The 14746-nt window shown below is 68.7% G+C and carries 10 protein-coding genes and 1 riboswitch; of the genes, 5 read left to right on the top strand and 5 right to left on the bottom strand.

The genetic code is table 11. The features are described 5' to 3' along the window. Positions 1-84: 84 nt before the first annotated feature. The 4 genes from FZ033_RS16050 (at position 85) to glpX (ending at position 4200) form a co-directional block, all read left to right on the top strand. Complete coding sequence (locus tag FZ033_RS16050; protein WP_149577120.1) at positions 85-405, top strand: hypothetical protein; 321 nt, start codon at positions 85-87, stop codon at positions 403-405. 156 nt (positions 406-561) lie between these two features. Continuing rightward, positions 562-1782 carry an LL-diaminopimelate aminotransferase gene (locus tag FZ033_RS16045; RefSeq protein WP_138398099.1) on the top strand — a complete coding sequence of 407 codons (1221 nt, stop codon included), beginning with the start codon at positions 562-564 and terminating at the stop codon, positions 1780-1782. A 136-nt stretch (positions 1783-1918) separates the two neighbouring features. Next, a complete protein-coding gene (locus FZ033_RS16040; RefSeq protein ID WP_149577119.1) occupies positions 1919-3205 on the top strand; it encodes a homoserine dehydrogenase in 1287 nt (428 codons plus the stop codon). 5 nt (positions 3206-3210) lie between these two features. Continuing rightward, the gene (glpX, locus tag FZ033_RS16035) at positions 3211-4200 is read left to right on the top strand and encodes a class II fructose-bisphosphatase (protein ID WP_149577118.1); all 990 of its coding nucleotides are present in this window, start codon (positions 3211-3213) and stop codon (positions 4198-4200) included. A gap of 34 nt (positions 4201-4234) precedes the next feature. Here glpX and FZ033_RS16030 read toward each other — a convergent pair whose 3' ends face one another. The 5 genes from FZ033_RS16030 to thiC all read right to left on the bottom strand — a co-directional run bounded on the left by FZ033_RS16030 (position 4235) and on the right by thiC (position 13444). Further along, positions 4235-7204 carry a bifunctional [glutamine synthetase] adenylyltransferase/[glutamine synthetase]-adenylyl-L-tyrosine phosphorylase gene (locus FZ033_RS16030; RefSeq protein ID WP_149577117.1) on the bottom strand — a complete coding sequence of 990 codons (2970 nt, stop codon included), beginning with the start codon at positions 7202-7204 and terminating at the stop codon, positions 4235-4237. A 154-nt stretch (positions 7205-7358) separates the two neighbouring features. Then, on the bottom strand, positions 7359-8747 hold the full coding sequence (locus FZ033_RS16025) for an ATP-binding protein (RefSeq protein ID WP_149577116.1): 1389 nt from the start codon (positions 8745-8747) through the stop codon (positions 7359-7361). A gap of 52 nt (positions 8748-8799) precedes the next feature. Next, positions 8800-9516: a winged helix-turn-helix domain-containing protein gene (locus FZ033_RS16020; RefSeq protein ID WP_269149869.1), complete on the bottom strand. Its 717-nt coding sequence runs from the start codon at positions 9514-9516 to the stop codon at positions 8800-8802. A 259-nt stretch (positions 9517-9775) separates the two neighbouring features. After that, positions 9776-11362 carry a Do family serine endopeptidase gene (locus FZ033_RS16015; RefSeq protein WP_149577115.1) on the bottom strand — a complete coding sequence of 529 codons (1587 nt, stop codon included), beginning with the start codon at positions 11360-11362 and terminating at the stop codon, positions 9776-9778. A gap of 207 nt (positions 11363-11569) precedes the next feature. Beyond that, positions 11570-13444 (bottom strand): phosphomethylpyrimidine synthase ThiC, encoded by a 1875-nt coding sequence (gene thiC / locus FZ033_RS16010; protein WP_149577114.1) that lies wholly within the window; start codon positions 13442-13444, stop codon positions 11570-11572. A gap of 80 nt (positions 13445-13524) precedes the next feature. Further along, positions 13525-13659: riboswitch (TPP riboswitch) on the bottom strand. Between the two features lie 159 nt (positions 13660-13818). Between thiC and FZ033_RS16005 the strand changes: the two genes are divergently transcribed. After that, the gene (locus FZ033_RS16005; RefSeq protein ID WP_149577113.1) at positions 13819-14613 is read left to right on the top strand and encodes a thymidylate synthase; all 795 of its coding nucleotides are present in this window, start codon (positions 13819-13821) and stop codon (positions 14611-14613) included. Positions 14614-14746: the final 133 nt, after the last annotated feature.

Below are 14746 nucleotides of genomic sequence, written 5' to 3'. Positions count from 1 at the left end.
GATCATGCCGGACCCGTTTATGCAAAGTCCGTCAATGCGAAACCTCCCCATGGCAAGTGTGCACCGCAGCGTTATAAGGGACAGATGATCCAGGTTGCGACCCCACCGGCCGGCCCCTGCCCGACGCCGCCCAACCGCCCGCGCACGACCGCCCTCGCCGGTGGCCGCGCCCTGCTGCGCGCCACCTTGGCCGGAGCGCTTGTCAGCGCCCTTGCCGCCTGCGCGGGAAGCGAGGGCCTGCCGGGCCTGACGCCGCCGCACACCAATGTGCAGGAGGTGCCAGCCAATGCCTTCCCCACCATCGGCACCACCGCGTCGTCGACGAAGCGGCCGCCGCTGACGCCGGAAGGCCAGCAGAAGCTGCAGCGCGACCTGGAAAGCCTCGCCCGGACCCAGGATAAATAGCCGCCCGCGCGCGACCGGAGGCATATTGCAGTGCGGTGGACAGGGTTCTGCCGCACTCCCATCGCATTCATGTCTTTTCCATTCACACAAGAATGATACAAAGCCCGACTGCCGCGCCGGGAGAATGAGCAACAGCGCGGCCTCTGGAGCCCTGAGATGACGACCGATTTCCACCGCATTCGCCGGCTGCCGCCCTACGTGTTCGAGCAAGTGAACCGCGTGAAGGCCGCCGCCCGCAATGCCGGGGCTGATATCGTCGACCTCGGCATGGGCAATCCGGACCTCGATGCGCCGGCGCATGTGATCGAGAAGCTCAAGGAAACCATCGGCAAGCCGCGCACGGACCGCTATTCCGCGTCCAAGGGCATCCCCGGCCTGCGCCGCGCCCAGGCGAATTATTACGAGCGGCGATTCGGCGTGAAGCTGGATCCCGACAAGCACGTGGTGGCCACCCTCGGCTCGAAGGAAGGCTTCGCCAACATGGCGCAGGCCATCACCGCGCCGGGCGACGTGATCCTGACCCCCAACCCGTCCTATCCCATCCACGCCTTCGGCTTCCTGATGGCGGGCGGCGTGATCCGTTCGGTGCCGGTGGAGCCGGGGCCGGAGTTCTTCCACGCCATGGAACGGGCGGTGCAGCACTCCATCCCCAAGCCCATAGCGGTGGTGCTGTGCTATCCGTCCAACCCCACGGCCTGCGTGGCGGACCTGGAATTCTACAAGGATGTGGTGGCCTTCGCGAAGAAGAACGACCTCATCGTCCTTTCCGACCTCGCCTATGCCGAGCTGTATTTCGACGACACCCCGCCGCCCTCCGTGCTGCAGGTGCCGGGCGCCATGGACGTGACGGTGGAATTCACTTCCATGTCCAAGACCTATTCCATGGCTGGCTGGCGCATGGGCTTCGCGGTGGGCAACGAGCGCCTCATCGCCGCCCTGTCGCGGGTGAAGTCGTACCTTGACTACGGCGCCTACACGCCGATCCAGGTGGCGGCGACGGCGGCGCTCAACGGCCCGCAGGAATGCATCGCCGAGATGCGCGAGACCTATAAGAAGCGCCGCGACGCGCTGGTGGAGAGCTTCGGCCGCGCCGGCTTCCCGGTGCCCTCGCCCCGCGCCTCCATGTTTGCCTGGGCGCCTATCCCCGAGCCGTTCCGTGCCATGGGCTCGGTCGAATTCGCCAAGCTGCTCATCGAGAAGGCGGACGTGGCGGTGGCACCCGGCGTCGGCTTCGGCGAGCACGGGGACGACTTCGTCCGCATCGCCGTGGTGGAGAACGAGCAGCGCATCCGCCAGGCGGCGCGCAACATCCGCCGCTTCTTCGAGCAGGCGGGCACGACCCTCCACAATGTGGTGCCCCTCAGCGCCGCGCGCTGATACCAAAGCCCCTCGGCCCTTGAGCGACCCTCTCGGTACCGGTCGCAGACCGGAACCGCCGGGACGAGTGGTGCATCCGGGCGCCGCGCGCTAAAAGCGCGGCGCTTTCCATCAGGCGAAGAACCGGTCCGATCCCATGAGCGAACTGAAAGTGGGCCTTGCCGGCCTCGGCACCGTCGGGGCGGCGGTGTTCCGCATGCTCGAACGCCGTAAGGCCGAGCTTCAGGCCCGCACCGGCCGCACCCTCGCGGTGACGGCGGTGGCCGCCCGCGACCGCAGCCGCGACCGTGGCCTCGACCTTGCCGGCGTGGCCTGGTTCGAGGACCCGGTAGCGCTCGCCCGCGATGGCGACATCGACGTGTTCGTGGAGCTGATGGGCGGCGACGGCGACCCGGCCAAGGCAGCGGTCACTGCCGCCCTCGACCGCGGCATCCCGGTGGTCACCGCCAACAAGGCGCTGCTGGCCAAATGCGGCGTGGAACTCGCCCAGCGGGCGGAGGCTTCCGGCGCTGGCCTGCATTTCGAGGCGGCGGTGGCGGGCGGCATCCCCATCGTGAAGACCCTGCGCGAGTCGCTGGCCGGCAACACCATCGAGCGTGTCTCGGGCATCCTCAACGGCACCTGCAACTACATCCTCACCCGCATGGCGGAGGAGAAGCTCTCCTTCCACGTCTGCCTCGGCGAGGCGCAGCGGCTCGGCTATGCGGAGGCAGACCCCACCTTCGACATCGACGGCTTCGACACCGCCCACAAGCTCGCCATCCTCACTTCGCTGGCCTTCGGCACCCAGGTGGATGCGGACTCCATCTATGTGGAGGGCATCCGCCAGCTGACCCTCGCCGACCTCGAGGCGGCGGACGACCTCGGCTACCGGGTGAAGCTGCTGGGCGTCGCCGTGCGCACCGAAACCGGCATCGAGCAGCGGGTGCATCCCACCATGGTGCCCAAGCACTGGCCCATCGCCCAGGTGTCCGGCGTCACCAACGCGGTGGCGGTGGACGGCGATGCGGTGGCGCTGACGCTGGTCGGCCCCGGCGCCGGCGGCGCGGCCACCGCCTCCGCCGTGGTGGGCGACCTGTTCGACGTGGCCCGCGGCGCCAGGGGCTACGCCTTCGGCCTGCCCGTGGCCGAGCTGACCAAGGCCGAGCGCGCCGCCATGCAGCGCCATGAGGGTGGCTACTACATCCGCCTCGCGGTGGTGAACAAGCCGGGCACCGCCGCCACCATCGCCCGGCGCATGGCGGACGAGCAGATTTCGCTCGAATCCATCATGCAGCGCCGGCCCGACGGGGCAGAGACGGCGCGCGTCATCCTCATCACCTATGCGACCACGGAAGAAGCCGTGCGCCGCGCCATTGCCGCCATCGAGGCAGACGGGGTCATCTCCGCCCTGCCCCAGGTGATCCGCATCGAGAAGGATTGACGGCCATGCGCGTTGCCCGGATGCCCCAGGTGCTCGACCGTCGTCTCTCCCTGGACATGGCCCAGGTGACCGAACGCTGCGCCGTCGCTGCCGCCCGACTGCGCGGCCGCGGCGACGAGCAGGCGGCCGACCTTGCCGCCATGGCTGCCTGCCACCGGGAGCTGAACCTCATTCCCGTCTCCGGCACGGTAGTGATCGGCGAGGGCATCGAGGGCGAGTGCGACCAGTTGTTCGTGGGCGAGAAGCTGGGCGCCGGCGGTGCCGAGGTGGACCTCGCCGTGGACGCGCTGGAAGGCTCCACGCTCTGCGCCAAGAACATGGAAGGCTCGCTCTGCGTGCTGGTGATCGCCGAGCGCGGCTCCCTGCTGAAGGTGCCCGACGCCTACATGGAGAAGCTGGCCATCGGTCCCGGCTATCCGGACGGCATCGTGTCGCTCGCCCAGAGCCCGCAGGAGAACATCCAGGCCCTGGCCGACGCCAAGGGCGTGCCGACCTCCGAGATCACCGCCCTCATCCTCGACCGCCCGCGCCATGCGCCGCTGGTGGAGGCGGTGCGCAAGACCGGCGCCGCCATCAAGCTCATCACCGACGGCGACGTGGCGGGGGTGATCCACACCACCAACCCGCACGAGAGCGGCATCGACATCTATCTCGGCCTCGGCGGCGCGGCCGAGGGCATCCTCGCGGCAGCGGCCCTGCGCTGCATCGGCGGCCAGATGGAAGGCCGCCTGGTGCTCGACACCGAGAAGAAGCGCGCCCAGGCCAAGGCCCTCGGCATCCGCGACGGCGCCAAGATCTACAAGCTGGAAGAGATGGTGCGCGGCGACTGCCTGGTGGCCGCCACCGGCGTCACCGACGGCGCGCTCCTGAAGGGCGTGCGCTTCAGCCGCGAGGTGATCGAGACCGACACCATCGTGCTGCGCGCCGCCACCGGCACGGTACGCCGGATCTCCACCGAGCACCGCGACTTCCGCAAGTTCCGCCTGCAAGGCTGAGGCGGGTTCGCCCGAACGCCGCCGCGCGCCGTCCTCACTCTGCGGCCATCTCCAGCATGCGCTCGAAGATCGCCCGGACCTTGGCCTGGGTGTCGGCGAGGTCGGCGTCCAGGGTGGCGAAGTCCGGCATCTCGCCGGCGCGGGCCAGAAGCGCCCGCAGCGCCGGGCTCGCGTCCGCCGGCACGATATGGGCATCCACCGCCAGCCGCAGCACCTGGGTGAGGTTCTGATAGAGCCGGCAGGCGCGCTGGAGCACGTGCGCATCTTCCGGTTCCAACAGCCCCAGCCGCGCGGCGGTGGCGAGCACGCGGGCGGTGGCCGTGTCCACGATTTCGGAATGGGCATAGGCGTGCGCGAGCACGAGATACTGGGCGAGGAACTCCACATCCACCTGGCCGCCGGCGGCGTGCTTCAGGTTCCACATGTCGCCCTCGCCCTTCTCGGCGGCGATGGACCGGCGCATATCCAGGATGTCGCCAGCCAGCCGACGCGGATCGCGCGGCTGGCCCATGACGGCGCAGATCACCTGCCGCACCTTCGCCCCGAATTCGGGCGCGGCCGCGATCACGCGGGCGCGGGTCAGCGCCATGTGCTCCCAGGTCCAGGCCTCCTCCCGCTGGTAGGTGGCGAAGGAGGCAAGGCGCGTCGCCACCGGGCCGGAGCGGCCGGAGGGGCGCAGCCGCAGGTCCACGTCGTAAAGCTTGCCGGCATTGGTGAGCGAGGTCAGCGCGGTAACGAGGCGCTGGGTGAAGCGGGCGAAATACTGCGCGCCGGTGAGCGGGCGGGCACCGTCGGAGGTGGGGTCGGCGTCGGCGTCGAAATCGTAGAGCACGATGAGGTCGAGGTCGGACCCCGCCGTCATCTCCCGCCCGCCGAGCTTGCCCATGGCGAGCACCGCCGTCTGCGCCCCCGCGATGGTGCCGTGGGCCTCCCTGAAGCGGGCCCAGACCCGGCGGTGCAGGGCGCGGATGATCACTTCGGCCAGCGTCGCATAGGCTTCGCCCGCCCGTGCCGCCTCCAGCGTGCCGGAGGCGATGCGCACCCCGATGAGCACGTGCTGCTCCTGCCGGAACCGCCGCGCGCGGTCGAGTTGCTCCTCGTCCGTGTCCGCGGTGTCGAGCAGATGCTCCAGATGGGCGGTGAGGCCCGCCTCGTCCGGCAGCACGTCGAAGAAGGCGGGGTCGAGCAGCGCATCCGTGAGGGACGGCCGGCGCGCCAGCGTCTCGCCAAGGCGCGGCGCGGCGGTGAGGATGGTGGCCAGCAGCCGCACCAGATCCGGATGCCGGTCGAGGGCGGTCAGCAGCTGCGGGCCGGGCAGGTCGCTCAGGAAGCGGTCGGCGGCGGCCAGCGCCCCGTCCGGATCGCCGCCCCGGGCGAGCGCCTCCAGCATCAAGGGAACGATGCGGGCAAGGTGCGCCCGCGCACTCTCGCCTTTCAGCGCGCGCGGCCCGCCGGACAGCCAGCGCCGGACCATGCCGCTGGCCGCCGCCGGATCGCGAAAGCCGAGGCGGGACAGGGCGGCCAGCGTCTTGCGGTCGTTCTCGTCGGGCGGGAAGACGAGGTCGGCGTCGAGCACGGCGGGGGGCGCCACGTCCTCGAACAGGTTGGCGTAATGGGTCTGCACGGTCTGGAGGCGCGTCACCAGGGCGGCCGCGAAGGCGTCGCGGTCGGGATATCCCATGAAGCGCGCGAAGCCCTCCATGGCGGGGCGGCTCTCGGGCAGGGAATGGGTCTGGGCGTCCGCCACCATCTGGATGCGGTGCTCCACCCGGCGCAGGAACACATAGGCCTCGGCGAGCACATCGCGCACGGCCGGCTCGATCCAGCGGTGGGCGGTCAGGGCATCGAGCGCTTCCAGCGTCCGGGAGTTGCGCAGCAGCGGATCACGGCCGCCGGCGATGAGCTGCTGGGTCTGGACGAAGAATTCCACCTCGCGGATGCCACCGCGCCCGAGTTTCACATTGTGGCCTTCCACCGCCACCACGTCGTGGCCCCGGAAGGCGTGGATTTCCCGCTTCATGGCGTGGACATCGGCAATGGCCTGGAAATCCAGCCCGCGCCGCCACACGAAGGGCGACAGCTCAGCAAGGAAGGTCCGCCCCACCGCCAGGTCCCCGGCCACCGGGCGGGCCTTGATGTAGGCGGCGCGTTCCCAGGTGGCACCCTCGCGCTCGTAATAGTCGAGGGCGGCGGTGGTGGAGAGGGCCACCGCCGTCGAGCCCGGATCGGGCCGCAGGCGCAGGTCCACGCGCAGCACATAGCCGTCCGCTGTGCGCTCCTGGAGCAGACGCACCAGACCCTGCGTGATCTTTACGAAGAAGGGCGCGGCGGAGACCGCCTCCGCGAGGGGCGCCTTCTCGCGATCGAACACCACCACGAGGTCGATGTCGCTGGAATAATTGAGCTCGCGCGCGCCGTGCTTGCCCATGGCGATCACGGCAAGGCCGCAGCCGAAGGCCGGATCGGCGGGATCCGGCGGCTTGAGGCGGCCGGCGCGCGCCGCGTCTGCGAGCAGGAAGGCGAGGGCCGCGCGCAATGCCGCGTCCGCCACATCGGTCAGCGCCGCCGTCACCGCGATCAGGTCGAAGACGCCGCCCATGTCGGCGAGGGCGATCAGCAGCGCCGCCTCGCTGCGCATGCGACGCAGCGCGCGCATCACCTCGGCCTCGCCGCCGCTTGCGGCAATGGCCGCGCAATCCGCCATCAGCGTGGCAAGATGGACGTGGGGATCACCGGACAGCACGCGCAGCAGCCGCGCCGGTTCCGCACGCACCAGATCGAGCAGGAAGGGCGAGCCCTCGGCCATGCCGAGGCAGACGGCGCGCGCCATGGGGGCGCGCGAAAACAGCCCGTCGAGCGCTGCCCGTTCCACCGGGGACAGACTCTCCGTGGCCTGGAAAAGCTTAATCTTTGCCGTCTCCCCATCGCCAAGGACGGGAGCTTCCCGCATCAGGACGGCGAGAGATGGCCGGTCGGCCGAATCCGGTTCGAGGGGCCCGCGCATGGTTTCATCAAAAGCATTAGGACCTTGCGTTACGCAAGCCCTCTTCGACAATTGCAACGCTGATGGGCGGTCGAAAGCTGCATGGTAAACAGCAAATTATCGCACCTGCGAAAGCCTTAAGGCCCCGCGCGGGACAGCCGGTCCCGGCGCGCTATTATTTCGCCGGCAAACGTAGCGTCGCGACCAGCCCCGGCGCCCCATCGGTGAAGCTCAGGTTGCCGCCATGCAGGCGCGCCACCGCGCCCACCAGTGCGAGGCCGAGCCCGGAGCCGGGACGCGTGCGGCTCGCCTCAAGCCGCACGAAGCGCTCCACCACCCTCTCGCGGTCGGAGGCTGGAATGCCCGGCCCGGTGTCCGCCACCGCAAGCACCGCCTCCCCGCCCTGCCGGGAGAGGGTGACGGCGATGCGCCCCCTGCTCCCGTCCGCCGGGCGGCCATATTTGATGGCGTTGTCGATGAGGTTGGACACCGCCTGCGCCAACAATTCCTTCACCCCGTGGATGGTCACCGGCGCCACCGTGACCACGAGGTCGAGGCCCTGCTCGTCGGCCAAAGGCTCGTAGAGCTCGGAGACATTCTCGGCGATCTCGGCAAGGTCGAGGTCGCTCATGATGGCGCGGGCCTGCCCGGCCTCGGCGCGGGCGATCATCAGCAAGGCGTCGAAGGTGCGGATGAGGCCGTCGCTTTCCTCGATGGTGTCCTCCAGCGCCGCGCGCCAGTCCTCCTGCGTATGGGCGGTGCGCAGCGCCTCCTCGGAGCGGTTGCGCAGGCGGGTGAGCGGGGTCTTCAGGTCGTGGGCGATGTTGTCGGAGACTTCCTTGAGGCCCTGCATCAGGCCCTCGATGCGGTCCAGCATGGCGTTCAGCGAGTGGGCCAGCCGGTCGAACTCGTCCTGCGTGCCGGTCATGGCAAGACGGCCGGAGAGGTTGCCGGCCATGATGGTCTCGGCGGTAGCGGTCATGGAATCGATGCGCTTCAAGACCCGCCGCGTCACGAACACGCCGCCGGCAAGGCCCAGCACCACGATGAGCAGCACCGCCCATTGCGCCGGGCGGGCCACGAGGTCGCGCAGGGTGTCGCGCTCCTCGATGTCGCGGCCGACGAGCAGGCGGTAGCCGCCGGGCAGGATCATGGCCTGCACGAAGGCCACATGGCTCTTCAGGCCGGCGTCGTCCGGGCGGTTGTAGGTGGTGAAGCGGGTGCCGTCCCTGTCGAGGAGGCCGATGGGCAGGTCCGAGACGTTGGTGGCCAGCACCTCGCCCTGGAAATTGGTGATCATGTAAATGGACGAGCCCGGCCGGCGCGTCCGCCGGTCGATGACATAGACCAGGCGCTGGATACCGCCGATGCGGTATTGCTCGGCGAGGAAGCGCACCTCCCGGTCGAGATCGTCCGCCACCTGTCCCTGGATCAGCTCGCGGGTGTGCCACGCCGTGTAGACGATGACCGACACCGCGAACACGGCGAACACCAGCAGATAGGCCGCCAGCAGCTTGAACGCCGTGGTGCGCACCAGCCGCGCGAGATGGGCGAGGAATTTCATGAGGACACGCCAGATCACGCGACCGAAAGCGAGCGGCCCACGCCAGCCCGACTCACGCCGCACCCGCCCGCACCATGTAGCCGGCGCCGCGCACGGTGTGGATCAGCGGCACGTCGAAGCCCTTGTCGATCTTGGAGCGCAGGCGGGAGACGTGCACGTCGATGACGTTGGTCTGCGGGTCGAAATGGTAGTCCCACACGTTTTCCAGCAGCATGGTGCGGGTCACCACCTGCCCGGCATGGCGCAGGAGATATTCCAGCAGCCGGAACTCGCGCGGCTGAAGCGGGATCTCCTTGCCGGAGCGGGTGACGCGATGGGCGAGGCGGTCCAGTTCCAGGTCGGACACCTTGTAGACCGTCTCCGCGCCTTGCGAGACACCGCGCCGGGACAGGGCTTCCACCCGCGCCAGCAGCTCGGTGAAGGCGTAGGGCTTGGGCAGGTAGTCGTCGCCGCCGGCGCGCAGGCCCTGTACCCGGTCGTCCACCTGGCCGAGGGCCGAGAGGATGAGCACCGGCGTGGTGTGCCCGCGCCCGCGCAGCTCGGTGACGAGGGAGAGCCCGTCGCGCACGGGCAGCATGCGGTCCACCACCATCACGTCATACTTGCCGTCGAGTGCGAGGGCGAGCCCCACCTCCCCGTCGGCAGCAAGGTCCACCACGTGCCCAGCCTCGCGGAAGGCCTTGCGCAGATATTCGGCGGCGTCGCGGTCGTCCTCGACAAGGAGGAGGCGCATGGCAGTGAGGGGATCCGGATCGAGATTCGCTGTCATCACTCTAGCTCACCTTGCCGGCAGGTCCATGCGGGGGCCGCCTTGCGCGACGGCTTGACCACTCCCGCCAGGGGAAAGGGCAAAGCGCCGGGCCTTGCTGAAAAAACTTGGCGCGGGATGCCGTTGCGAGCATCCCGCGCCATCAGAGCCGAAGTGGCATCAGGGGGGCGATGCTAACCCGCCTCGGCTCCGGAAGACCTGCTCCAGCGGCGTCAAGCCGCCGGAGCCTTCAGGTTCAGACCGACGTTCAGCCCGAGGTTCAACCCTTGGCCTTGGCGTCGAGGGTGATGGCGACGAAGCGCACGCCCTCGCCGCTCTTCACCTGGATGAGCACCGCCTTGCGGTTCTCCGCCTTGGCGGCGGCGAGGCCGTCGCGCACATCCTTGGGGGTGGAGACGGCCTTGTCGCCCACCTTCAGGATCACGTCGCCGGTCTTGAAGCCACGCTGGGCAGCGGGGCCGTTGGGCTCGACGCCGGTCACCACCACACCTTCGCCGCCGGCGCCCTGCACGCTCTTGGAGGGCGCGAGCTGGAGGCCGAGGCGCGGCAGGTCCTTGTTGGCACCGGCGCTGTCATCCTCACCCTGCTGGGGGGCACCGGTGCGCGAGGCCACCTGATCGTTGGGCAGCTGGTCGAGCACCAGGGACAGGGTCGTGGGCTTGGCGTCGCGGATCAGCGAGAGCTTGATCTCGGTGCCCGGCTTCATCATGCCCACCTTGCGGGTGAGGTCGCGGGCGTCCTTGATGGCCTCCTCGTTCACCTTCACGATCACGTCGCCGGCCTTCAGGCCCGCCTTGGCACCGGGGGTGTTCGGCTGCACCTGCGCCACCAGGGCGCCCTCGGTCTCCTTGATGCCGAGGCCGGAGGCGAGATCCTCGGTCACCGGCTGGATCTGCACGCCGATGTAGCCGCGGGCCACCGAGCCCTTGTCGCGCAGCTGGGCCACCACCGTCTTCACGGTCTCGGAGGGAATGGCGAAGGCGATGCCCACGTTGCCGCCCGAGGGGGACACGATGGCGGTGTTCATGCCGATCACCTCGCCATTCAGCGAGAAGGTCGGGCCACCCGAATTGCCCCGGTTGATGGGGGCGTCGATCTGGATGAAGTCGTCATAGGGACCCGAGCCGATGTCGCGGCCGCGGGCCGAGACGATGCCGGCGGTCACGGTGCCGCCGAGGCCGAACGGGTTGCCCACCGCGATCACCCAGTCGCCGACGCGCGGGGCGCCGTCCGCGAGCTTCACCCACGGCAGGTTGGTGACGTTCTCGATCTTCAGCAGGGCGACGTCCGTGCGCGGATCGGTGCCGATCACCTTGGCCTGGTATTCCTTGCCATCCGTGGTGGTCACGTCCACCTCGTCGGCGCCGTCCACCACGTGGTTGTTGGTCACCACATAGCCGTCGGCGGAGATGATGAAGCCGGAGCCCTGGCCCACCACCGGGCGCTCGCCCTTGGGACCATGGCCGCCGCGGGGACCCATGCCCGGGCCGCCGGGACCACCCGGACCCATCGGGCCCTGGCCGTCACCAAAGCCGAAGCGCTTCAGGAACTGCTCGATCTGGGGGGGCACGTTACCGCCGAGATCGCCGCCCATGGCCATCTGCTCGTTGCCCGCATCCTTCTTCACCTTCACCGAGACGACGGCGGGCGAGACCTTCTCGACGATGTCGGCGAAGGAGAAGGTGCCGGCCGGCTGGCTGGTGGTGATCTGGGCTGCGGCGGGGGCGTTGAGCGGCGGCACGAACTGGCCGGCTACGACGCCGGCGAGCGCGAGACCGACGACGCCGGCCAGGAGAGCCTTGCGGTGGCGCTTCGTCACGGAGGGAGTGTTGTCGGAGCGGGTCATGTGCGTTCGCGTCTCTCTGTTGCTGCCCTGACCGGCAGGTTCGAGAGGCAAGCTAAGGTGCGGAGCGTTACGGCAGTCTGGCTGCGGAATTAAGGATCCGTAATGTGGCTCACGCGTGCGTGACGCCGCTCCGCCCCCGCCCGACACCTCCGCCTGAAGCAAAAAGGGCGGCCCGAAGGCCGCCCCTGTCATCTGCTTCTGGCCCGCTCACTCCGCCGCAGCGGGCGGCGGCTCGGCCACCTCGGGCGCCGGGGTGTAGATGAGGCCGCCGCCTTCGCGGAACTTCTGCGCCATCTCCGCCATGCCGGCCGAGGCGAGGTTGTCCGCCTGGGCGCGGGCGATATCGCCGGCTTCCAGCTTCAGCTCCTGCGAGATCTTCATGGAGCAGAATTTCGGCCCGCACATGGAGCAGAAATGCGCCACCTTGGCCCCCTCAGCGGGGAGCGTCTCGTCGTGGAAGCGCTCGGCCGTCTCCGGGTCCAGCGACAGCGCGAACTGGTCGCGCCAGCGGAAGGAGAAGCGCGCCCGGGACAGCGCATCGTCGCGGATGCGCGCCGCCGGATGGCCCTTGGCAAGATCGGCCGCGTGGGCGGCAATCTTGTAGGAGATGACGCCGGCCTTCACGTCGTCGCGGTCCGGCAGGCCCAGATGCTCCTTCGGGGTCACGTAGCAGAGCATCGCCGTGCCGAACCAGCCGATCATCGCCGCGCCGATAGCGGAGGAGATGTGGTCGTAGCCGGGGGAGATGTCGGTCACGAGCGGGCCGAGGGTATAGAAGGGCGCCTCGTGACAGATCTTGAGCTGCTTCTCCACATTCTCACGGATGAGGTGAAGCGGCACATGGCCGGGGCCCTCGATCATCACTTGGCAATCATACTTCCAGGCGATCTCGGTCAATTCGCCCAGGGTCTCCAGCTCGGCGAACTGGGCGGCGTCGTTGGCATCGGCGATGGAGCCGGGGCGCAGGCCGTCGCCCAGCGAGAAGGCCACGTCATACTGGGCGAGGATCTCGCAGAGTTCCTCGAAATTCTCGTAGAGGAAGCTCTCCTTGTGATGCGCCAGGCACCACTTGGCCATGATGGAGCCGCCGCGCGAGACGATGCCGGTGACGCGGTTGGCGGTCAGCGGAATATAGGGCAGGCGCACGCCGGCATGGACCGTCATGTAGTCCACGCCCTGCTCGGCCTGCTCGATCACCGTGTCGCGGAAGATCTCCCAGGTCAGGTCCTCGGCGACGCCGTTCACCTTCTCCAGCGCCTGGTACATGGGCACGGTGCCGATGGGCACCGGCGAATTGCGCATGATCCATTCGCGGATGGTGTGGATGTTCTTGCCGGTCGACAGGTCCATCACCGTGTCGGCCCCCCAGCGGGTGGCCCACACCAGCTTGTCCACCTCCTCGGCGACGCCCGAGGTGACGGCGGAATTGCCGATATTCGCGTTGATCTTCACCAGGAAGTTCCGGCCGATGGCCATCGGCTCGGTTTCAGGGTGGTTGATGTTGTTGGGGATGATGGCGCGGCCGCGCGCCACTTCCTGCCGCACGAATTCCGGCGTGATGTCGGAGGGGATCACCGCGCCGAGGCCCATGGCCTGATGGTGCGGATGGACCCCGCCGTTGGCGCGGGCGAGGTTCTCGCGCGCCGCCACATATTCCATCTCGGCGGTGATGATGCCGGCCCGCGCATAAGCCATCTGGGTCGGGCGCTTGCCCGCCTTGGCGCGCAGGGGCCGGCGGCCGGTGAGGTCGAACTGGGGCAGGGTCGAGGACTGGCCGTCCTTCAGGCCATTGTCCTCTGGCTTGACCTGCCGGCCGTCCACCTCCTCCACGTCGCCGCGCTCGCTGATCCACTGGGCGCGCAGCAGCGGCAGGCCCTTGGTGAGGTCGATGACGGCTTGCGGATCGGTATAGGGACCGGAGGTGTCGTAGACCCGGACCGGCCGTTCTTCAGGCGTGGACAGGGTAATCTCGCGCATGGCGACGCGCACGTCCGGCCGGGTGGCGGAAACGAACACCTTGTGCGAGTGCGGCAGAGCGCCGGTGGTGACCTTGAGGGAGGACGTCGAGGCTTCGTCCAGCATGCGGTTCTCCTTTAAGCTTGCGCTTTCAACGAGAGCCGGGAATCGAGCTAGGAGACGGGTACGATACGGCCGTAACGTGCCGTGCGCACGGGTTCCGATCCCTTCGCCGGTATGACCCGGATCAGGTTCAAAGGGTCAACGCGGCACCGAATAACCTTGAAGGCCAACGGACTTGCGAAATCTCAGCCCCTTCCGGGACCCCCCTTGGAACGATGCGAGTGTGTGTATACCAAAGCCCAATGTCAACGCTGCGGCGCAGCATGGAGCGGGATGCCGGAGCATCTAAAGCTCTGGACGAACGGCCGTGGGCCATTTGCCAGCCGGCCGGCATGTCCTACATCTATGTCCCCAGACCCCGGACGGTGGAGGCGCGCATGCATCAGTATCACGACCTGCTCCGCCGCATCCTGAACGAGGGCGTGCGCAAGGACGACCGCACCGGTACCGGCACTCTCTCCGTGTTCGGGCACCAGATGCGGTTCGATCTTGGGGAGGGCTTTCCCCTTGTCACCACCAAGAAGCTGCACCTGAAGTCCATCGTGCACGAGCTTCTGTGGTTTCTCGCCGGCGACACCAATGTCCGCTACCTGAAGGAGAACGGCGTCTCCATCTGGGACGAGTGGGCGGATGCCAAGGGCGACCTCGGCCCGGTCTACGGCCACCAGTGGCGCTCCTGGCCCACGCCCGAGGGCGGCGTCATCGACCAGATCGCGCAGGTGGTCTCGGACATCCGACGCAATCCCGATTCGCGCCGCCTCATCGTCACCGCCTGGAACCCGGCGGACGTGTCGAAGATGGCGCTGCCGCCCTGCCATTGCCTGTTCCAGTTCTATGTGCTGGAGGGCAAGCTCTCCTGCCAGCTCTACCAGCGCTCGGCGGACGTGTTCCTCGGCGTGCCGTTCAACATCGCCTCCTACGCGCTCCTCACCCACATGGTGGCGCAGGTGACCGGGCTGGGTGTGGGCGACTTCGTCCACACGCTGGGCGACGCACACCTTTACGTGAACCACCTGGAGCAGGCCCGCGCGCAACTGGAGCGCACGCCACGCGCGCTGCCGCGCCTGGGGCTGAATCCGGCGGTCACCGACCTGTTCGCCTTCCGTTACGAGGATGTGGAAATTGTGGGCTATGATCCCCACCCGGCCATCAAGGCGCCGGTGGCGGTCTGAACCCGGGCGCGGGAGCGCCCCTTCGTCCCTGTCCGTTTTTCGGCTCGTGCGTACCGGTCGCTCCATTGGAGCCGGTTCGGTTGGGACAACCTGATCGGGGCAGCGGTCTCCACATTCAACACAAAGCACGTTC

This window comes from Xanthobacter oligotrophicus, assembly GCF_008364685.1.
Lineage (GTDB): Bacteria > Pseudomonadota > Alphaproteobacteria > Rhizobiales > Xanthobacteraceae > Xanthobacter > Xanthobacter oligotrophicus.
Note: the sequence above shows the minus strand (reverse complement) of the source record. Positions and strands in the feature narration are given on the sequence as shown.